Here is a 19409-nt window from a genome sequence, read left to right on the forward strand (position 1 = left end):
CTACTAGTTGTCGTCGGGCTCAAGGATTATCGGCTGGTCAGGATTGTTTTTGCCGTTGTTTTTCTCGCGCCCGCGACTAAGGTCTTTGACTTCGCGCATGCGTGGTTGGGGATCGAGTTTGTTGGCTATTGCCTTCCGACCGGCCTGCACAGCGGCCTTTGTGGCGGGGGAGTTGACCATTGCCTGGTAGCCGTTTTTGATTTGTTCGTAGCGGCGTCGGCCAGCTTTGGTGCCAAAGACGTATCCTGCTGCTGCTCCGATAACAAATTGAATCATGGGTCCAACCCTACCTAAAAATGGTGGCTACCCTAGAACTATGATTTTCCTGCGCTCTGTCTCCGCCCAGCATGTGGAGGACCCGGACTATGGGGTGGGCATGCCAGTATTCCGTTGGCTTCTCGACGGCCACCGCCTCCACTTCCGTGCCCCAATCACTTTCATCACGGGTGAAAATGGTGCAGGGAAATCTACGCTCGTTGAAAGTTTGGCGCGCGTGCTGGGATTACATGGTGCTGGTGGCGCGGAGCGGCGTTTCATGGGAACCGGTGACGATTTCACCTCAAACGCATATCGAAGTCTGCTGATCCGCAAGACTGACCCGATTCCCCAGGCCTTCTTCCTGCGCGGGGAAACGTACCTGGATACGGTGAACGCACTGGGCATGTCCACTCCTGGTTCGCATGGGGAATCGATTATCGAAATGACCGGCTACCTATCCACGCAACCTGGGGTGTACATTCTCGACGAGCCTGAAGCCGGCTTATCAGCGGTGTCTCAGATGGCTTTGCTGGCTCAGTTCGCGCACGGGGTAGAAGCTGGCGCCCAGTGGATTGTGGCCACCCATTCACCGATCCTGCTCGCCACCCCGGGCGCCCACATCTTGGAAGTTCATGAGGATGGGATTACTGAGGTGAGCTACCGGGAGAGCCAACCATTTAGGCACTATGCCGAATTCTTCGCGGACCCAGAGGGGGTGGCCGCATACTTGGTGGGGGATTAAGTAAGAAGTAGTGCTGGAAATAGCTTAGGCCCCTGCTCCGAAAAGCAGGGGCCTAAAATCTTGCTCCTCCAACTGGGCTCGAACCAGTGACCCTTCGATTAACAGTCGAATGCTCTGCCAACTGAGCTATGGAGGACTATGTAACCCGGAGTTTGTACTCCCTGGCAACGAGTAGAAACTATACAAGTAACTTTAAATAGTGGCAAATCCGCAGGTGGGAGCCGTAAAAGGAGATATGTGTGCACTGCTGATCGAGGTGACCTTTTCGGTGCAGGATACTCAGACATTGTCGCGCACACGACTGAATTGCTTACCGACGAGGACGCGTACCACTCCATGGCCAACGCTGTGAACCCATACGGGGACGGCCAGGCCGCAAAGCGTGTAGTGGCTGCGATTGCTGAACTCCTCGGCGTCGGAAAGCGATTGCCAGATTTTACGGCCTAGTGACGGCAGGGTGCCGTTCGTTGTTGGCGGTATTTCTCCGATTGGGACGGCTCTGTATAATGTTTCCTGTTGCCCACACCGTGCTGGTGTTGAGCGGCAGGTATTGGGGCTATAGCTCAGTCGGTTAGAGCAGTGGACTCATAATCCATTGGTCCCGGGTTCGAGCCCCGGTGGCCCCACGGTAAGGAAACCCCCAGGTTAGTGATAACCTGGGGGTTTCAAGTTTTCGCAGGGTCGACTACTTTAGTGGTTGTGGAGGGAAATTAAGAGGGCGGTTATGTCAGCAATTGAAACTGGGTCTGATGCTATTCGCTTGCTAAGCGCTGCAACTGGGTATGAGGAATCGTTTTTCTCTCGCCGAATATGCGACGGAGAAGATCGATTTCATGTGATGCCACAAAACGAGGAACTTGAAGGTTTACCTTGTTATTGGGTGTTTAAGGAATCTGGTAAAATTCAGGAGTTGTATATTAGACATGCCCCAGAAGTTCAGGCCTGGTATGAGCTTCCTACGACTCGCGAATACGATGTTTAAAAACTCGTAGATGCAACCCCTTGTGTTTATGCGGCAGCTTTTCATGGCCACCTTCCTGGGGCGGATTTTGAGGCAGCACTGCGCTTTTACCGCGCAGCAACCGGCCACGCCGAACACATGACCCTCTACCTCCCCAACGAAACCATCCTGATTTCGCGCCGGGCAGGCAAGTGGGAGGCCATAGAGCGTATCGAGCATGGTTTAGGGCGTGTGTCGATTGTCATGGCGTTCAACCAAGACACCTCCGATGATGTGTGGGCTGGCGAAACACAATTCTCGGAGCTGAAACCATTGGTGAATATGGCAGGTCGTGTCATGCTGCAGCTGCAGATGGCCATGGAAACGGTCTCCACGCCGCAAAAGATTGCTCTTGGTGTTGCTTGCACGGACTTCCAGGACGAGTTCGGCAACCCGCTTGATGACTGGGATACCTATCTGGGATCAGTGTGGGCGATTTCTACCAAAGGCGCTGACGTGAAGCAGTTGCCGGGTGCAGATCTAGCCGGGTTTCATAAAAGACCATCACGATGCTGGCCGAGCAGGCGGCCACCGTGACTGGTCTTCCGGTGCGCATGATGGGGCAAAACACAGCCAATCCCGCAGCACAAGGTTCTATCCGTGCTGACGAGTCTCGCTTGGTTAAACACGTCGAGCGTGTTGGCCGTTCGATTGGTGCTGCCCTTGGGTGGTCGCTTGGTGTGGCTGAACGTATTCGGCGCCATTCGTGGGAGTCTGACGGCAAGATTTCCATCCTGTGGCATGACCCTGGTACCCCGACAGAGGCGCAGCGTGCGGACGCGCTATCGAAGAAGACCGGCGGTAAGCCAGTGCTCTCGGTTCGTGGCGCGTTGCTCGAGCTTGGGTTTACTCAGGCACGTATTGATAAGGAACTTCAGTGGTTGGCCCAGGAGCGTGAGGGCTATTTCGATGTCACCGACACGAAGCTTGAGCGCGGCAGTCTATAAACGCATAGGAGGTGTTAAGCCATGAGTATTACGTGGTCATTTCGTCCTTTGCCTCCTGAGATGCGTGAGGAAGCGATTGCTCGGTCGAAGATTGTGCAGCAAGTTTTGCGCACCTTACACACTAAGGTGATGCCGCGGGCTGAGCCGATGGATATTGATCTTTGGGAGCAAACACTTGCACAAGGGATTGTGCCTCTTATTACTGAAGCGCAGGCTGCGAATGCAGCGTTGGTTGATAAGACAATGAATCTTGAGCTGATGGCTAACGGTTGGCAGGATACGCCGATTGGGGTGCTTAATCCGCAGGGTTTTGCTGGTTTTACGCCTGATGGTGATCCACTGGAGATGATTCCTCGTGCCGTGGCTAAGCATGTTCGTGAGCGCTTAGCCCTGTATGAGGAACCGAGTGTGCAGCAGCGGCGTCAAGCGTGGGAATCAGGCGGCAAGCTTCTTGCCACTATTGCCCAAACCGCGTTAATTGATACTCAACGTATGGCTAAGTCGGTGGCGGAGCTGATGCGACCGAAGACGTTGTACGTCCGAAAAGCGAATGTGCCGTGTTGGGCGAGGTGTGCGATCTTAGCCGGCAAGCGCGGGTACTGGGACAAGCCGTTTAAACGTCATCCAGGCTGTGATTGCACGCAGATTGCGGTACCAGAGGGAACTGGTGCACCTCCCAAGACCCCGGAGTTTAGTGTCCAAGCGTATTGGGATTCGTTAAGTGCTCGGGACCAGGAAAAGGTGTTTGGTAAGGCTGGTGCTGCGGCGATTCGTTCGGGTGCTGACATTAATCAGGTTGTGAATTCACGCTCTGGCATGAGTGCGGCAGGCTCGGCGTTTACCACTGTTGGGACGACGCAGCGGTCGCAGACGATGCGGTATTACTACGGGAAACCGACTGGTTCTGTGCGTGGTATGGCGCGTGTGCCGCGGTTGAGCGTGCCGGAGATAATCCGGCAGACCCAGGGGGATGCGAGGGCGCGTACTGCTTTGCTGTTTCAGCATGGGTATATCAGGTCGGTACAACCTGGGGTTTTGCCTCGTGAGGTGTTTGACTTGGTTGCTGATCCAGCTCGTGTGCGTCAGCAGGCGTTGTTTGAGGAGTTCGCGGAGATTGTGCCGTTGATTGATCCCGCTTTACCGTTGGAGCACATCACGAAAGCAGGGGGAGCGCGTTACGTACCAAAACGAGGTTTGATTTATGTCACTGGTGGTCATACTTCAGCGTGCTCGGAGGAAACTGTCAGTTCAGTGCGTCATCTTCTGAGGGAATTTCCTAACGCTCGTTTGAGTTCGCCAAAGTCATTTTTCCCTCCCCAGCCCGATGAACAATTGCTTCGATGGCTTGAAGACGTAAGCGCTGATGTTCTTAACTATCCCGATTTTCTTGACCGTACTGGTAATGATGGGTGGCTGTTGCAGAAGAGTGTTGTTGATGCGGTGGGAAACCGCATGCGTCTTGAAATGATTATTCAGGCTAACCGTGCAAATGAAGAGTATTCGTGGAAGAAGGCCACGATCTTTGCTCGCCATGGTGATAAGGTGAAGAGCATCACTCGTGATGGACAAATTGTGGATGTTCCCTGGGAGGGATAGCAAGTGCTTTTTCATGAAGCAATAGATCAACTTAGCGTCGAACTTGGTGCTTTCGACCACAATTTACTTAGCCCGAGGTATGAAGAACGTCTTCTCGTTGCGTACATTGATGCGATGAAGTGTGGAAGAAAAGTTACGAATCTCGAGGCAAAGCGAGAATTCCTCGGAATTTTTGAGGAGCCTATCTACTACGAAGAGAATTTTTATAGTGAGATTGGTGTGCGAGATGCTTTCGCTTTAGCGGAGGAATTTGCTGAGATGGAACCTGTGGTGCCTCTAGAGTTTCCTACTATCGAGGACATGGACCTTTACCGAAGTCACTAGTGGCATAAGTCTGTTTCACCCATCACTTTGTGTGGTGGGTTTTTTATGCCCACCTTCGTCGGTGGGTGTTCGTATATAAGGAGAAATAAGTATGAAAAACCGTATGCGTCCGTGGGTTCGGATGTTCGCTGCTGAAGCAGATACCGGCCAAGGTATAGAAGCACCTCAAGGCTGCGCTGGCACCGCATCAGCACAGCACGACGCATCTGCTGCGCAGTCAGACCAAGAGTCTGAAACTGATACTCATCCTGATGGTGAGACCGATAGCGACGATGGCGAGGACGATAACCCTAACCGTCGCGGTGGCCACCGTGCTGTGCTCGCTGATCTTGCACGCCAACGCGATAAGCGACAGGAGGCTGAAGCCGCTCGCGATGAGTACAAGGCTCGCCTTGATGAAATCGATAAGGCCAATATGACCGAGCTGGAGCGCACCCAAGCAGAGCTTGCAAAAGCCCACGAGCAGATTGCCACGTTGAAGTAGGCGCAAGAGCAGCAGGCCCGCCAGCAGATGGTGGCCAAGGTACTTGCTGACGTGAAACTCCCCGCCGAGATGGCGGACCGACTACGCGGCGAGACCGAAGAAGAACTCGCCGCTGACGCCAAAACCTTGGCCGAAGCACTGGGCTTCAACGCTACACGCGGCAATAACCGAACCAATGGTCAAACAAGTCCAGGCCGGTATCGCGCCGGGTAATTCGCGTGTGGTGTGGGACCGGTTGGGGTATACCCCGGAGGAGCAACGCTTGATGGAGTCTGAAGTTCGTCGTGTGCAGGCTGCGGATCGTGCTGGTGCGTTGGCGCGGATCGCGGGTGACACTCAAGTGGGTCGGATTGCTGATCAGATTGTTGTTGCTGCGCGTGCTAATCGTGAACCTGGATGCGGAGTATGAGTGAGTACCGGGATGATTATGCACGGTCGCTTGATGGGCTTCGCATGTTGGTGCGACGGGATCTTTTAGCGTGGTGGAAGCAGACAGAAGGCCTGGGGTTTATCGAGCAGAAGAGGCTTTTGGAAGACCCGTTTGCTGCGATTGCGGAAACATACGGCGAGCAGGCCGCATATGCTGCCGCGGATTACCTGTTTTTGGAGCGTTCGCTTGATGACACTCTGCGAGAGTTGGAGTATCCGGAGGTTGCTGACCCAGTTGGGTTTGAGAAGGCTCGGGCATCGTTTAGGTATGCGATGCGGGTGGATGATGTGGGAAGTGTCGCCGAGCGGGAGCGCGCAAAGACCCAGCTGCAGGCTATTACGAACAGGCTTGTTGTTGTGCCTGGGCGTCGTACTGTGGAATTAGGTGTTGCTCAAGCCGGTACGCGGTATGCGCGTGTGCCGGAGCCTGGTGCGTGTGCGTGGTGTTTGATGGTTGCTTAGGGTGGGGCGGAGTCTTTGCCTAAAAAGGGTAAGGGTGGTGAGCTTCGGCGGTATCACGATAATTGCCGGTGTTTAGGTATTGAGGTGAAAACGGATGCTGATTTGCCGCGGCTTAATCGGGATTTGGCGACTGCGGGTGCCACGTTGAATCATGAGCTCGGAAAGTCCCCTAGTGTGCAGGATTGGCGTCAATACATCACGGCTCGGCGTGAGCAAGCAGGCCAGGACGTGGAGTGACCCAGGCTGCAGTATTGCCGGATACCGCGTTACAAGGGTGATGGGTATTCGACTGTCTTTCCCGGTGAAAAAGTCCGCCGTTAGATAAGATGCCGGGTCATGTGCTTCATGGTTGGCGGGACTTGAGTGATGGTGACCGCAAGCGTCGTGATGCGGGTGAACCTGTTCAGGGGCGGCCGCATGATGAGAGTCTGCGTGATGGGCACCGCTGGGACACACAGCGTGAAGGAGCATCGAAGTTTTCCAAAGAGTGGTCTGACCAGAAGATTGCCGATGCTGTGCGGGATGCTATCGAGAGTCCAGAGTTTACAGCATTCAACGACTATTCCAGAGAGGTCTGGTCAGAGATCGATGGCGAAGTTGTGTACGCCAAATATGTTAAAGTCAAAGGTAGGGAAAAGTTTGTGGAAGGTTACACAGTCGGCAGAATTCCACCCCGGGCAAGAAAGGTCGTGGGATGAAACTCCAAGAGGCCTATCGTATTTTGGAAGCAATGACCCCGCCTACTGTTTCTCGGGAGGCAGCAGAGGATTCGCTTGAAGCGGGGGCACCAGAAGGTGCAATCTTAGCATTAATCGAGGATGCGATGACTGAGCGTGAGCTTACGTGGCAAATGCTTGAGTTCGCCCGAAAGCTGGACTTATCTTCGCCATATGAATTGCTTCTAGATTTGGTGGAATCAGATTTTAGAGACAATAGCGTCGCCTAGGTAGGTGGTGGCCAGGTTCGAGTCCTGGTCGGCGCACGAAACCCCAACTCTTGATGTTTTTCTCCAGGAGGGAAAGACACCAAGGGTGTGGGGTTTTTCTTATGCCCAAAACATGTGATTTCCCAGGAGGAATGATGGACACTAATCAACCAGATTCAGCCCCACAGCCAGACGCTAACCGGGCTGGAAACCTAGAAACCACCGAAAACAATGGTGGCGAGCAGGACACATTTGACCGTGCGTATGTGGAGAAGCTGCGCGCTGAGAACGCGAAGTACCGCAATAAGGCCAAGGAGCTTGAGCCTATGGCGCAGAAGATGCGTGAGCTTGAGGAAGTCAACAAAACGGATCTGGAGAAAGCCCAGGAACGTATCGCCGAACTTGAGGCGTTACAGAAGGCTTCCGAGTTGGAGGTGCTGCGCTCGAAGGTTGCGGTAGCTCATGGTGTTCCCGCTGCGTTGCTGCCGGCTGAGGGTGACGAAGAATCACTGTCACAGGCAGCTAAGGCGTTAGTTGAATGGGCAAATAAGCATGAGCCCGATGTGAAGAGTTTGCCGGGTAGCCGTGCTGCGGGCGCTGACGTAAGCGTCAGTGACCGTGACGCGCAGTTCGGATTGCCAATTTAATAGCGCACCGCTCTCGCGGCGGACGCAACCCGAAAGCCCGAGGGGATAACTCTGGCCGCAGGGGAGCGAGGCTGTAGTGTGCCGCTTGATTCTCCGGATTAGCACCTTATCGTGTGTTGACTCACGGCCAAGACACGAGTGTGCGCGCATTGAAGGCGAGGGGATACCGATCGGTATTTCCGGCGTAACGCGAACTGAGGTTCCGAACCCAGCGCCACCCATTTTCATTTAGTTGCCAATAAGTGTTAAGCGGGCTAAGCTTTTTGCTATGAACAGCATATCCGATCCCCGTAACCCTGGAGACCCAACAAACAGCCGCCAGGATGAAAATCACTCCGAGGGTCGGCCTCAGTCCGCGACGCAGCGGCCCCGTGTCTACCAGAGTTATCCACCGCAGCGGACCCATGAACACACCCACACGCACAGTCACGGGCCAGGACAACAACACTCGCATTCGCACGGCGTGGATCACCACAACCACAACCACAACCACGATCACAACCACTCCTTCAATGGTTCGCTCAAGGCGCTAACCGTCACGCTGACGATGACGGCAACTATTTTTGTTGCTCAGGTCATAGGTGGTTTGTGGTCTGGCTCGCTAGCTCTGTTGTCGGATGCGATGCACATGCTGTCCGACTCCACGGGTTTGCTCATAGCGCTCGTAGCGATCCTTATCGGTCGCAAGGCTGCCACTGCGCAGGCTACATTCGGGTATCGGCGCGTTGAGGTTATCGCGGCCCTGGTCAATGCGGTCGTCGTGACGGGCGTCTCGGTGTGGATTGTTGTGCGCGCGTTGGGGCGCCTCGGGGGCGATCATGAGATTGAAACCGGCGTGATGCTGATTGTTGCGATCGTCGGCTTGCTGGCCAATGCTGTGTCTGCGCTTATCCTGATGCGTCGTCAGCATGAGAGCCTCAATATGAAGGGCGCTTACCTGCATGTTCTTTCGGATTTGTTGGGCTCGGTCGCGGTGATTATCGCGGGTATTATCATAGCGTTCACTGGTTGGACGGCTGCCGACACAATCGCCTCGCTATTGATTGCGGCACTGGTGTTGCCTCGCGCGCTGAAAATGTTGTGGACTTCGCTGTCTGTGCTGCTTAACCGCGCCCCTGAGAATATGGATACTGAAGAAATCGAGGCTGCGCTCGCTGGCCTCCCTGGCGTGTATTCGGTTCACGACCTCCACGTGTGGTCTACCGACGGCACCGAAGCTCTAGCTACTTGCCATCTAGTGCTCGAGGAGCCAACACACATCGGCGATTGTCGCGTCCTCGACGCCGCCCAAGAAAAGTTGCGCGAATTCGGCATCGAGCATTCCACTATTCAACTTGAGCAGAAGTCCCATAAAGACCACGAGATTGTGTGCTGATTGCTTCTCGACGTCACCTGCGTACGCCCCATTCGATAGCAAACGAGTGGGGTGCTTTATTGTGGTGGCATGAATACACCACGCCCACTCTTTGTCGCCGCTGTCGCAGGGGAAGCCGCCTATATTCCGGAAGGATCGCGGCTGCTAGTCACGGGCATCGGCCTGGTTCCGGCTGCAGTAAAAGTTGCCCGCGCAATCGCTGAGGAGCGCCCAAGTATCGTGGTGAATTTAGGGACGGCGGGTGGATTGCATACCCACATGAATGGCGTGTACGAGGTATGTGAAGTTTTCCAACACGACGTCGATGAGCGTGCGCTTACTGCGATTACGGGTGAGCCGCACCCGACGCATTTCACGTTGAAGTCTCGCAGTTCGCTGCCGAAAGCACGGCTGGCTAGCGGGGATACGTTCATCGGTGATGCAACCCAGCGTGACATTTTGGCGCGCACTGCGGACTTGGCGGATATGGAAGGCGCGGCCGTCGTCGCTGCTGCACGGGATGCGGGCGTACCGGTGACGGTGTTGAAGCAGGTATCGGATCACGCTGATGACACCGCACGTTCCTCCTGGGCAGGTGCCGTCGACGCAGGGGCACGGCAGCTGGCCCAGGCGTTGGCGGACCACCCTGAGCTGCTTCAGCCTTAGCGCACCCTTCCTGCAGGTTGCGTAGGATGTGGGGCATGACTGTTCTAGATTCCCTGCGCACGTGGCCTGTCGACTCCGTTTCTGCGACCATTATCGGCGCTGAAGGGAATCCGGAATGTGGGGATCAGGACAAGGTTTATGAGCTCGCCAGCGTGACCAAGCTGTTGTCCGCCTACGGGGTGCTCCTTGCGGTTGAAGAAGGCGCAATCGAGCTTGACCAACAGGCGGGACATGGTGCGCCAGATGGCGCTACAGTTCGCCACTTGCTGGCACACGCTTCTGGTGTCGGGTTTGATTCTCGTGATGCGCAGAAAAAGGTGGGCGAGCGGCGAATTTATTCCTCGGCGGGGTACGAGATTCTCGCGGATCTTGTTGCTGCGGAAACTGGTTTTAACTTCCCGGAATATCTCTACGAAGGGGTTTTTGCTCCGCTAGGGATGAACTCGACGCAGTTGCGGGGTTCGGCCGGGCACGGAGCAGTATCGACGTGCCGTGATCTTGCAGCATTCGTCACGGAAGTCATGGACCCCAAACTCCTACACCCAGACACGGTCGCAGAAGCGTTGACTAACCAATACGGTGACGTGCGGGGTCTTGTACCCGGTTATGGAATGAAGAATCCGTGCCCGTGGGGGCTGGGTTTTGAAATTCATGGTGCGAAGAAACCGCACTGGCTGGGTGAGAACATGCCCGCTTCCACGGTGGGGCACTTTGGCATGGCCGGCACGTACGTGTGGATTGTTCCAGAGCGCAAGATTGCGATGGTCGCCCTCACTGATCGGGATTTCGGAGACTGGGCCAAACCGTTGTGGTCCAACACTAATGCTCAGGTGTGGGATACGATAACGGCCTAAGCACGCTGTACGTGCAGATGCTCAAGCTGAACTTGAGCTTTAATAAACGGGGGTAAAAGTAGTACTTGAGGGTTGCAGGGCCCTGGTGACCTGACCAAAATCGGGACCACGTTCAAACAGAACATGCGAAACATGGTCGAGGTCGTTGGGGAAGACGAAGCTCGTCTTCGCGCACCAGAAGCTAATCGGTGCGCGTCCATGAATACCGCAAGGATACTGTTATGACGATTATTTCCCCTGCCCGCCCCGCGCAGACACGCACGCGAAACAGTGCGCATTGGCAGCAGGTCACACAGCGTGCCTACGCACACGCTGTGTTGTTTATCGACCGCTTGCCACGCCACCTGCGGATGGACGTAGAAACGGCGATGGTGGAACACCTTCCAAGCGACGCACTTCCGGCTGCGCCGGGCACGGACGTGCTGGAAGCACAGTGGTTTACGCGCTGGGAACGCTCAGACGTGCCGGGATGCGTACGTTGCCGGCAGGTGCTCACCGCGCCAGCAGAAGAACTCGCGCGGTTCCGCACAGCCTTGGCCGATATCGCCCCAACGGCGACTGTGGGGCTCAAGGCCTGTTAAAGCGCTTGCATGCAGAGGGTGCCGTTAAGCTTCCGCTGTGAGGTCGCGCGCGGTGGCCGCTGCGTGGAAGGATCCGTCCTCGAACGGGTCATCCCAAATCTCCACCAGGTCAGCCACGGAACCAATGCGACGCGTGGGGCGGAACGGGTAGCGTTCGACTTCTGCAGTGTCAGAAATACCCGAGCTCACCAAGATGGTGCGCATACCTGCTTCGAGTCCACTCTTTACGTCAGTATCCATGCGGTCACCGATCATGACCGTGGACTCGGAGTGCGCACGAATCGTGTTCAGCGCGGAACGCATCATCACAGGGTTTGGTTTACCGATGTAGTACGGCTCCGCACCCGTCGCCGCGGTAATCAGCGCTGCGACAGAGCCGGTTGCCGGCAAAATGCCTGTCGGCGCGGGGCCCGTCACATCTGGGTTGGTGCAGATAAAGCGTGCGCCACCCAAAATCAGATTGATTGCTTTTGTAATAGCTTCAAAGGAGTAGGTGCGTGTTTCACCAAGCACAACGAAGTCTGGATCAGCGTCAGTCAGAATGAATCCGGCCTCGTGCAATCCCGTGGTCAGCCCGGATTCGCCAACAACATAAGCCGAACCGCCAGGATGCTGGTCAGCTAAAAAGCTTGCGGTCGCGGTTGCGGAGGTCCAGATACGTTCCTCAGGTACGTCCAATCCCGTGGCTTTCAAGCGCGCGGACAAGTCTCGTGGGGTGTGGATGGAATTGTTGGTCAAAACCATGAACTCCACGCCGTTGTCGCGCAACGTGTGCAAGAATTTGTCGGCGCCAGGAATCATGTCGCCCTCTTTGATGAGGACGCCGTCCATGTCGGTCAAATAAGAAATGGGAGCGTTCATGCCCCCATCATGCACCAGTTTTCACAGCCCTGCTAGGAACGTCGCTGAGAAATCAGGTCAAGGAACTCCCCGATGGTGCTTAAGGGGGCCACGTCGGCGTCGTCAAGCATGACCCCTGTGGCTTCCTCGGTGCGCACCACAATGCTGATGATGTGCAGGCTGTCGACCCCGGTGTCGCGCAGTGACTTTTCGCGCTGCACTTCCTCGACGGGGATTCCCGTCACATCGTGGACCAGTGCCGCGAACTTGGCCAGGTCTGGGTCGGCAGCAGCACGTGGATCAGCCTTCTGGGAGGTGCTGGCGGCGGGTTCGTCGCCGAGCGGAATGTCCGTGTTGAACTTGGCTGCCAGTTGCGCTGCGAGGTCACTCATAGTGGACCATCCTAGCCGGCTAGGATAGCCAGACATGGATCCCCGCACCGTCCTTGACCGACTTACTGCCCGCGGCCGCCGCAGGCTTGCGCTTCACGACGCCTCCCGGCCCGGTCCCTGGCACGTGGACCGTGACGGCTGGGTAGGAAAGATTCGCTATTATGCCGTCGGCCCCGCCACTGCTGATACCACTGTTGTGTTCATCCACGGTTTCACCCTCGAAGCACAAGGCTATTACCTCCAGACCGAGTACTTGCGTGAGCATCATCCAGGGGTGCAATCTCTACTCATGGACCTGCGCGGACACGGGGAAACTGGGGCGTTCCCGCCAGAAGAATGCACCGTGGACGGGCTTGCCGACGACGCCCTCGCCGTCATCGAACGCCACGCACCCACGGGCAACCTCATCATCGTGGGCCATTCATTAGGTGGGATGGCAGCATTCAACCTGGTGCGTCGCGCGACGCAACTGCGTGACCGCATAGCCGGGCTGGTGATTGTCGCAGCTTCTATTGAACCCCTGTCCTCTCAAGGGATTCCGCAAATCCTCGCACTGCCCGCAGCCCAGGCCGTCTATGATGCTGTCGAAGCCGCACCTGAGGAAGCCGACGAATTCCGCGAGGCCGTAACATCGGTCATCGCGCCGGGCTTGGCAGTGGGGGTGTTCCGCCGGCCAATCGACTACGACCTCATCCAGTTCCACGCCGCGATGATTAACAACACCCCGCTAGAAACGTTCGTGGGCTTCTTCGACGACCTGCAGCAGCACACCGAAGTTCACGCAGCAGCAGCCCTGGAGGGGATACCTGGATACGTCATTGATGGGGAACTCGATGCTGTCACCCCCGATGAACAAGCTGATCGCATCATGGAACTGTGGCCCGATGCCTACCGGCAGACCGCCCCACACACTGGGCACATGATTCCACTGAGTTTCCCCGAGATGGTCAACACCGCTATTTCGCGGTTAATTACGCGGGCATAAAAGGGTGCCCGCCGAAGAATTCGACGGGCACTACGGGAGGGCTAGAGCTTAGACAGACGTTGGGTCATCCAACTTGTACTTCTTCGAGGCTTCCTGTGCCACGGAAATATCCAGCTCGCCTTCACGGGCCAGGCCCATGAGCACTGCAACTACGACGGACTCGGCGTCGATGTTGAAGTAACGGCGTGCGGCCTCGCGGGTGTCTGCAAAGCCGAAGCCGTCGGCACCCAGCACGATGTACTGGCCAGGAACGTACGGACGGATCTGCTCCTGCAGGTCAGTTGCGAAGTCGCTCACCGCAACGTAGGGGCCGGATTCGCCCTTGAGCTGCTTGGTAGCGAACGCTTCTTCGTTTTCCAGGGTAGGGTGCTGCAGGGCGTCCTTTGCCTTCGCGGCGCCGTCGCGAGCCAATTCCACCCACGAGGTGACCGAGAAGATCGATGCATCTACATCGAAGTCTTCTGCCAGGATCTCCTGGGCCTTGAGTGCTGCTTGCATACCGATGCCGGACGCCAGGATGGAGGCCTTGTGCGAGCCCTTGCCCGCGGTCGAGTACTTGTAGATACCCTTGTGTAGGCCTTCGACGTCCAAGTTCTCCGGTTCAGCCGGCTGCGGGGTGGGCTCGTTGTACACGGTGATGTAGTAGATAACATCTTCGCCACGACCTTCGCCATACATGCGGTCGATGCCCTCGCGAATCAGGTGGGCAACCTCGTAGCCGAAGGACGGGTCGTAGGAGACCACACCCGGGTTGGTGGACGCAATGATCTGCGAGTGACCGTCCATGTGTTGGAGGCCCTCACCGGTCAAGGTGGTACGTCCAGCGGTTGCACCGATGAGGAAGCCACGTGCCATCTGGTCCGCGGCTGCCCAGATGGAATCGCCGGTGCGCTGGAAGCCGAACATCGAGTAGAAGATGTACAACGGAATCATGGCAACGCCATGGGTAGCGTACGAGCTACCCGCAGCAATGAATGTGCCTACGGCGCCGGCCTCGTTGATGCCTTCGTGCAGAATCTGGCCGTCGGTCGCCTCGCGGTAGGAGAGCATGAGGTCGTGGTCGACCGGAACGTACTTCTGCCCGTGTGGGTTGTAAATCTTCAAGGTAGGGAACCAGGAGTCCATACCGAAGGTGCGGGCCTCGTCGGGGATAATCGGAACGATGCGATCCTTGAGGTCCTTGTCGCGCATCAAGTCCTTGAACGTGCGCACCAGCGCCATCGTGGTTGCAACGGACTGCTTGCCAGAACCCTTGCGCTGGCCCTTGAGCTTGTCGATGCCAGGTACCTGCAGTGGTTCGTACTTCTCGCGACGCTCCGGCAGGAACCCACCCAATTCTTTGCGGCGCTCCAGCATGTACTTGATTTCTGGGGAATCAGCACCCGGGTGGAAGTACGGCGGCAGGGTTGGGTCCTTTTCCAAGTCCTCGTCAGAAATTGGGATGCCCTGCTTGTCGCGGAAGAGCTTCAGGTCGTCCAGGGTGAGCTTCTTCATCTGGTGGGTCGCGTTGCGGCCCTCGAAGTTGTGGCCCAAACCGTAGCCCTTGATGGTGTGCGCGAGGATGACCGTTGGGCGGTCCTTGGTCTCCAGCGCACGCTTGTAGGCAGCGTAAATCTTGCGGTAGTCGTGGCCGCCACGGCGTAGCGCCCAGATTTCGTCGTCGGTGAGGTCCTCGACGAGTTTCGCAGTGCGGGGGTCGCGTCCGAAGAAGTGCTCGCGGACGTAGGCGCCGTCGTTAGCCTTGAAAGTTTGGTAGTCGCCGTCTGGGGTGGAATTCATGATTTCCACCAGTGCGCCTTCGTCGTCCTTCTCGAAGAGCTGGTCCCATTCGCGGCCCCAAATCACCTTGATCACGGACCATCCAGCGCCGCGGAAGAAGCTCTCCAGCTCCTGGATAATCTGCGTGTTACCGCGGACTGGACCGTCGAGGCGCTGCAGGTTGCAGTTCACAACGAAGGTCAGGTTGTCCAAGTTGTCCACGGCTGCTTGCTGCAGTGCACCACGGGACTCCGGCTCGTCCATTTCGCCGTCGCCAAGGAATGCCCACACGTGCTGCTGGGACGTGTCCTTGATGCCACGGTTGTGCAGGTAACGGTTGAAACGAGCCTGCTTGATGGCATCGATTGGGCCCAGGCCCATCGAAACGGTGGGGAACTCCCAGAAATCGCGCATGCCGTGCGGGTGCGGGTAGGAGGGCAGACCCCCTTGTGGGCGGGAGACTTCCTGGCGGAAACCGTCCAAGTCATCCTCGGTCAGGCGACCCTCGAGGAAGGCGCGTGCGTACATGCCGGGCGATGCGTGCCCTTGGAAGAAGACCTGGTCGCCGCCTCCTGGGGCGTCCTTACCTTTGAAGAAGTGGTTGAATCCAACTTCGTAGAGAGGAGCTGCGCCCGCGTAGGTGGAGATGTGGCCACCGACGCCAATGCCTGGGCGCTGCGCGCGGTGGACCATGATTGCAGCGTTCCAGCGCATCCACCGGCGGTAACGCTTCTCAATTTCCTCATCGCCAGGGAATTCCGGCTCGGAAGAGGTTGGAATCGTATTCACAAAGTCCGTGGACAGCATGGCCGGCAGCGGCACACGCTTGGCGCTGGCGCGCTCCAGGAGGCGCAGCATGAGGTAGCGGGCACGCTCTGGACTGGCGTTGCCGAGCAACCCGTCGAGTGAGTCCATCCACTCCTGGGTCTCCTCCGGGTCGGAGTCGTTCAGGTAGGACGCAACACCGTCGCGAATAATTGCGAAGTTGGTGTCGTCTTTACGCACGCCGTGGCCCTTTTCTTCAGCCATGTGCACCTCCATTGGTGTCGGTGATTCAAATCCCTCGCGGTGGAGGGCAATCAGGATGGTTCATCTTTGTACCTAAACTACCGCAGTACGGCCGTACTTTGCAGACAGATAGTTTCCGGGGCCATTCTTTCGGACGATTTTCGCAGCGAATATGGGGTAAATCGGAACCCGGTATCTAATTCGTTGTATCCTGCACGTATAAGTTATTCGCAGGCCGCATCTGGCATCGTGTACAGCGAGTGTCTCGTGGGCCGTTACATCAGGAGGATGCACAAAAGTGGTGGACGCCGCAGGCGCCGACAAAATCCGTGATCTGATTTCCACGCTGGAAATTGGTAAGGACGATCTAGTCCAGGAATTGGGCTGGGACGAAGATGCCGATTCGAGTATCTCCGAGGCTATCGAAGCTCATATCGGTGAAGAGTTACTCGACGAAGATACTGATGAGCTGTGCGACACCGTCCTGATGTGGTGGCGCGACGAAGACGGGGACCTAGTTGATGGGCTTGTCGACGCCCTCCGGTCCCTTGCCGACAATGGTCAAATTTGGCTCCTGACCCCAGGCACCGGCCGCGAAGGTGCACTTGGCCCCGGAGTTATCCCAGAGTCTGCGCAGCTGGCTGGCCTGACACAAACGAAGGCTGAGCGTTTAGGGGATTGGCAAGCCTCCTGCTTGGTGCAGCGCGGAACCATCCGTTAATGGCACTTGGCCTGCAGATTTGCCTTTAACTGTAGAGTGTATGTTAGTGTTATGTCCGTTGTTCGGAAGCAACTGGTTGCTATAACGTACACGTGAGCGTCCCTAGCTCAGCTGGAAGAGCACTCGGTTTACACCCGAGCGGTCGGCGGTTCGAACCCGTCGGGACGCACAAAGTGAAAGCCCTTGACCATTCGGTCAAGGGCTTTCGGGTTTCTAGAAGCGGTCTTCCTCTTTTTCTATAATCTTGCGATACTGGTTCCGTGGGGTATCTCCGTAGCGGTCTGCCAGGGATCGGGAATGCTCCACTGTGCGGTGCCGGCTGAAAATACTGGGTGGTGGGGCGGTGGAGAGGTCCTCATCGTTGTCGAAGCCCAAACGTTCGCGCATGCTGCGCGGGGCAGATTCAGCAGAGGCGGAAGCACTTGCGTCTTCGGATGCGTAGATTTCTTCCGCCTCTGAGCGGGCACGACGACGTTCACGAAGTTCAGCCCAGATAAAGTAGCCCAAACCAAGTGGGGCCATTATTCCGAATGCAATCCATTGCAGCCCATAGGACAGGTGCGAACCCGTATCGAGCTTCGGGATGGGCAGCGGAGTCAGAACGCCGGGTTGGTCGTCGACAAGCTGGAAAGTATCACGACCCAAATCCACTCCGAGTGTTTCAGCGATCTGCTCAGTGTTGATGCCATAGAACTGGGTGTAGCCGTCGTCGTGAAGCGGTTGACGGTCGGGGCGCGGTTCGTTGACGCGGGCGACAGCGGTGATGGTGACCTCGCCGGTGGGGATGGGGGCGATCTCTGGAATCGTGTTGCCCTCTGAAGACACATAGCCACGGTGGGTCAAGATTGTGTCGCCAGCGGTTGTCTGGAAGGGCACAAGCGAGTGGACAGCCGGCCCGCCTCCGGCAGGGCGCATCCGCAGCAGTGATTCGTGGTCGGCGAGGAAGTGTCCGGTCGCTGTCACACGGCGCCACTCATCCTTGGGATCCAGGGTGCCACCGGGGCCGAAAATCTCCTGGTAGTTCACCGGATCGGTATTGAAAGCGGCCTCGATTTGGGCGTTGCGCTCGTTAATCTCCGAGTTCTTACCCAACTGCCACGGGGCTAGCCACGTAAAGGCAAAATACGAAAAAAGCACGATTACGATCGCGCCTAGGATCCAGCCGGGGGTCAGAAATTGCCTCCAGCCAGACGTGCGGGCGGACCGCGAACCGTAGCGCTCTTCCATGACTTTATTCACGGCCCTCAGTGTAGCTGTTCACCCACTTCAGGATTCCCGGGATTGCTGCTTCAATCTGGTTTCGGGTCACGGTGAAACCCTCAGGGCCGCCGTAGTAAGGGTCGTCCACGTTTGCGCCGTCGGGGGAGTTGGGGTCGAAATCGCGCAGCAAGGCAACCTTCTCTTCAGGAACGCCACTGGCGATCAGGTGGGACCGGTGCCCATTATCTAAGGCGATGAGGAGGTCAGCGTCAGCGTCGCGTTGCGCGAACTGGCTGGCCCGCAGTGCGGAGCCGTCGTAGCCGTGTGCGGACAGTTCGGCAAGAGCACGCTTGTCTGGAGCCTGCCCGATGTGCCAGCCACCTGTCCCGCACGAGACCACCTCCACGTCCGTGCGCCCTTCCTCGGAGAGCGTGTGCTTCAGGATGGCCTCGGCCATCGGCGAGCGGCAAATGTTGCCGGTGCACACAAAGCTAATTACTACGTTGTGCTGCGTCATCGATAATCCTTCCTAGTTCCGCGGGGTTGTGCGCGGTCCACGTTGCGTCCTCCCATTCCTGGGGCTGACCATAACCCCAGGTTACGGCCACGCTTGGAATACCCATGGTACGTGCGCCTTCGAAATCGTAATGGCGGTCGCCAACCATGATGATGGGTTCCCCGGCCGGGTCCAGATTCATGTTCTTAAATACGTGTTTGAGCACTGGTACTTTTCCGCGTCGCGGATGCTTGTGGTCATTGTGAGCGGTGCCGATGAACTCGAACAAGTCCACCCACCCGAACTTGCGCAGTACAGTCATTGCCCCGTTTTCAGACTTCGATGTTGCGGTCGCCAACCTGTAGCCCGCAGCTCGCCAGCGCTCAAGAAGCTTCTCGACGCCCGCATACGGCCGAGCATCCTCAAACCCTTGCGCATTCTGATACTGGTAATACGCGGCCATTGCGGCGTCGAGACGCTTTCCCGAAATGCCCAGCCTGCCCAGAGTATGTTCCATTGGCGGGCCCACGATTGTGGCCAGAAAATCTTCAGGCGGATGGGGCTCGCCCACGGCGTCGATTGCGTGGAGCAGCCCGCCTCGGATGCCGGGGTAGGAGTCGGCCAGCGTTCCATCAAGGTCAAGGAGTACAACAGTCACATCGTCAAGGGTGCCAGAAGCATGTGAGATTTTTGTGAGAACCGGCGCGAGACTTTGCCGTGCGGCCACCATGCTGTGTCTG

27 protein-coding genes and 3 tRNA genes are annotated in these 19409 nt (G+C 57.0%); 22 read left to right on the forward strand and 8 right to left on the reverse strand.

From position 1 onward, the window contains the following. Positions 1–3: 3 nt before the first annotated feature. Positions 4–276, reverse strand: coding sequence for a hypothetical protein (locus ATK06_RS06930; RefSeq protein ID WP_048379484.1), 273 nt, complete (start codon positions 274–276; stop codon positions 4–6). Between the two features lie 40 nt (positions 277–316). On the opposite strand from ATK06_RS06930, the gene ATK06_RS06935 reads away from it, so the two are divergent. Continuing rightward, a complete protein-coding gene (locus ATK06_RS06935) occupies positions 317–1000 on the forward strand; it encodes an AAA family ATPase (protein WP_169916261.1) in 684 nt (227 codons plus the stop codon). 63 nt (positions 1001–1063) lie between these two features. Here ATK06_RS06935 and ATK06_RS06940 read toward each other — a convergent pair. Then, positions 1064–1136, reverse strand: a tRNA-Asn gene (locus tag ATK06_RS06940). Between the two features lie 101 nt (positions 1137–1237). Here ATK06_RS06940 and ATK06_RS11495 point away from each other — a divergent pair. The 18 genes from ATK06_RS11495 to ATK06_RS07025 all read left to right on the forward strand — a co-directional run bounded on the left by ATK06_RS11495 (position 1238) and on the right by ATK06_RS07025 (position 11269). Continuing rightward, on the forward strand, positions 1238–1447 hold the full coding sequence (locus ATK06_RS11495) for a UDP-N-acetylglucosamine 2-epimerase (protein WP_048379480.1): 210 nt from the start codon (positions 1238–1240) through the stop codon (positions 1445–1447). 105 nt (positions 1448–1552) lie between these two features. Then, positions 1553–1626: transfer RNA gene (locus ATK06_RS06950), tRNA-Ile, on the forward strand. A 98-nt stretch (positions 1627–1724) separates the two neighbouring features. Beyond that, positions 1725–1982, forward strand: a complete 258-nt coding sequence (locus ATK06_RS11100) for a hypothetical protein (protein WP_143341403.1) — start codon at positions 1725–1727, stop codon at positions 1980–1982. 117 nt (positions 1983–2099) lie between these two features. Further along, positions 2100–2537, forward strand: coding sequence for a hypothetical protein (locus tag ATK06_RS06960; RefSeq protein WP_098389080.1), 438 nt, complete (start codon positions 2100–2102; stop codon positions 2535–2537). Further along, entirely contained in the window at positions 2534–2947 is a 414-nt protein-coding gene (locus ATK06_RS06965; protein ID WP_143341404.1) for a hypothetical protein, read from the forward strand. The genes ATK06_RS06960 and ATK06_RS06965 overlap by 4 nt, the downstream gene beginning before the upstream one ends. A 21-nt stretch (positions 2948–2968) precedes the next feature. Further along, the gene (locus tag ATK06_RS06970; protein WP_098389081.1) at positions 2969–4543 is read left to right on the forward strand and encodes a hypothetical protein; all 1575 of its coding nucleotides are present in this window, start codon (positions 2969–2971) and stop codon (positions 4541–4543) included. Positions 4544–4546: 3 nt separating this feature from the next. After that, positions 4547–4867 carry a hypothetical protein gene (locus ATK06_RS06975; RefSeq protein WP_048379475.1) on the forward strand — a complete coding sequence of 107 codons (321 nt, stop codon included), beginning with the start codon at positions 4547–4549 and terminating at the stop codon, positions 4865–4867. Between the two features lie 91 nt (positions 4868–4958). Beyond that, the gene (locus tag ATK06_RS06980; protein ID WP_053072648.1) at positions 4959–5351 is read left to right on the forward strand and encodes a hypothetical protein; all 393 of its coding nucleotides are present in this window, start codon (positions 4959–4961) and stop codon (positions 5349–5351) included. Between the two features lie 51 nt (positions 5352–5402). After that, a complete protein-coding gene (locus tag ATK06_RS11240) occupies positions 5403–5564 on the forward strand; it encodes a hypothetical protein (protein ID WP_161795987.1) in 162 nt (53 codons plus the stop codon). Next, a complete protein-coding gene (locus ATK06_RS11105; RefSeq protein WP_143341405.1) occupies positions 5527–5760 on the forward strand; it encodes a hypothetical protein in 234 nt (77 codons plus the stop codon). Before ATK06_RS11240 ends, ATK06_RS11105 begins: the two co-directional genes overlap by 38 nt. Beyond that, positions 5757–6242 carry a VG15 protein gene (locus tag ATK06_RS06990; protein WP_098389082.1) on the forward strand — a complete coding sequence of 162 codons (486 nt, stop codon included), beginning with the start codon at positions 5757–5759 and terminating at the stop codon, positions 6240–6242. Before ATK06_RS11105 ends, ATK06_RS06990 begins: the two co-directional genes overlap by 4 nt. Positions 6243–6601: 359 nt before the next feature. Beyond that, positions 6602–6940 carry a hypothetical protein gene (locus tag ATK06_RS06995; RefSeq protein ID WP_161795986.1) on the forward strand — a complete coding sequence of 113 codons (339 nt, stop codon included), beginning with the start codon at positions 6602–6604 and terminating at the stop codon, positions 6938–6940. Beyond that, the gene (locus ATK06_RS07000; protein WP_048379473.1) at positions 6937–7188 is read left to right on the forward strand and encodes a hypothetical protein; all 252 of its coding nucleotides are present in this window, start codon (positions 6937–6939) and stop codon (positions 7186–7188) included. The genes ATK06_RS06995 and ATK06_RS07000 overlap by 4 nt, the downstream gene beginning before the upstream one ends. 131 nt (positions 7189–7319) lie before the next feature. Beyond that, the gene (locus ATK06_RS07005; RefSeq protein WP_098389084.1) at positions 7320–7814 is read left to right on the forward strand and encodes a hypothetical protein; all 495 of its coding nucleotides are present in this window, start codon (positions 7320–7322) and stop codon (positions 7812–7814) included. 463 nt (positions 7815–8277) lie between these two features. Then, positions 8278–9189, forward strand: a complete 912-nt coding sequence (locus tag ATK06_RS07010) for a cation diffusion facilitator family transporter (protein WP_169916263.1) — start codon at positions 8278–8280, stop codon at positions 9187–9189. Between the two features lie 69 nt (positions 9190–9258). Next, positions 9259–9834 (forward strand): nucleosidase, encoded by a 576-nt coding sequence (locus tag ATK06_RS07015; protein WP_048379471.1) that lies wholly within the window; start codon positions 9259–9261, stop codon positions 9832–9834. 35 nt (positions 9835–9869) lie between these two features. Then, positions 9870–10688 carry a serine hydrolase domain-containing protein gene (locus tag ATK06_RS07020; RefSeq protein ID WP_048379469.1) on the forward strand — a complete coding sequence of 273 codons (819 nt, stop codon included), beginning with the start codon at positions 9870–9872 and terminating at the stop codon, positions 10686–10688. Between the two features lie 221 nt (positions 10689–10909). Beyond that, the gene (locus ATK06_RS07025; RefSeq protein WP_098389086.1) at positions 10910–11269 is read left to right on the forward strand and encodes a hypothetical protein; all 360 of its coding nucleotides are present in this window, start codon (positions 10910–10912) and stop codon (positions 11267–11269) included. Between the two features lie 24 nt (positions 11270–11293). Here the strand turns inward: ATK06_RS07025 and ATK06_RS07030 are convergent, their stop codons facing one another. Together ATK06_RS07030 and ATK06_RS07035 are read right to left on the reverse strand one after the other, a co-directional pair. Next, entirely contained in the window at positions 11294–12130 is an 837-nt protein-coding gene (locus ATK06_RS07030; RefSeq protein ID WP_048379467.1) for an HAD-IIA family hydrolase, read from the reverse strand. Positions 12131–12162: 32 nt separating this feature from the next. Next, positions 12163–12501 carry an acyl carrier protein gene (locus tag ATK06_RS07035; protein ID WP_053072643.1) on the reverse strand — a complete coding sequence of 113 codons (339 nt, stop codon included), beginning with the start codon at positions 12499–12501 and terminating at the stop codon, positions 12163–12165. Positions 12502–12535: 34 nt separating this feature from the next. Between ATK06_RS07035 and ATK06_RS07040 the strand changes: the two genes are divergently transcribed. Beyond that, the gene (locus tag ATK06_RS07040; protein WP_098389087.1) at positions 12536–13486 is read left to right on the forward strand and encodes an alpha/beta fold hydrolase; all 951 of its coding nucleotides are present in this window, start codon (positions 12536–12538) and stop codon (positions 13484–13486) included. Positions 13487–13534: 48 nt separating this feature from the next. Here ATK06_RS07040 and aceE read toward each other — a convergent pair whose 3' ends face one another. Further along, on the reverse strand, positions 13535–16273 hold the full coding sequence (gene aceE / locus ATK06_RS07045; protein WP_098389088.1) for a pyruvate dehydrogenase (acetyl-transferring), homodimeric type: 2739 nt from the start codon (positions 16271–16273) through the stop codon (positions 13535–13537). A gap of 304 nt (positions 16274–16577) precedes the next feature. On the opposite strand from aceE, the gene ATK06_RS07050 reads away from it, so the two are divergent. Together ATK06_RS07050 and ATK06_RS07055 are read left to right on the forward strand one after the other, a co-directional pair. Beyond that, on the forward strand, positions 16578–16973 hold the full coding sequence (locus ATK06_RS07050) for a DUF3052 domain-containing protein (RefSeq protein WP_231913577.1): 396 nt from the start codon (positions 16578–16580) through the stop codon (positions 16971–16973). 96 nt (positions 16974–17069) lie between these two features. Further along, positions 17070–17142: transfer RNA gene (locus ATK06_RS07055), tRNA-Val, on the forward strand. A gap of 44 nt (positions 17143–17186) precedes the next feature. Here ATK06_RS07055 and ATK06_RS07060 read toward each other — a convergent pair. Genes ATK06_RS07060 through ATK06_RS07070 form a run of 3 tightly spaced genes read right to left on the reverse strand, consistent with a single transcriptional unit; the run spans position 17187 to position 19327 of the window. Beyond that, on the reverse strand, positions 17187–18212 hold the full coding sequence (locus ATK06_RS07060) for an SURF1 family cytochrome oxidase biogenesis protein (protein WP_231913521.1): 1026 nt from the start codon (positions 18210–18212) through the stop codon (positions 17187–17189). Beyond that, positions 18205–18690, reverse strand: coding sequence for a low molecular weight protein-tyrosine-phosphatase (locus ATK06_RS07065; RefSeq protein ID WP_048379457.1), 486 nt, complete (start codon positions 18688–18690; stop codon positions 18205–18207). The genes ATK06_RS07060 and ATK06_RS07065 overlap by 8 nt, the downstream gene beginning before the upstream one ends. After that, positions 18665–19327 (reverse strand): HAD-IA family hydrolase, encoded by a 663-nt coding sequence (locus ATK06_RS07070; protein ID WP_098389421.1) that lies wholly within the window; start codon positions 19325–19327, stop codon positions 18665–18667. Before ATK06_RS07070 ends, ATK06_RS07065 begins: the two co-directional genes overlap by 26 nt. Positions 19328–19409: the final 82 nt, after the last annotated feature.

The sequence above is a fragment of the Corynebacterium renale genome, assembly GCF_002563965.1.
Taxonomy (GTDB): domain Bacteria; phylum Actinomycetota; class Actinomycetes; order Mycobacteriales; family Mycobacteriaceae; genus Corynebacterium; species Corynebacterium renale.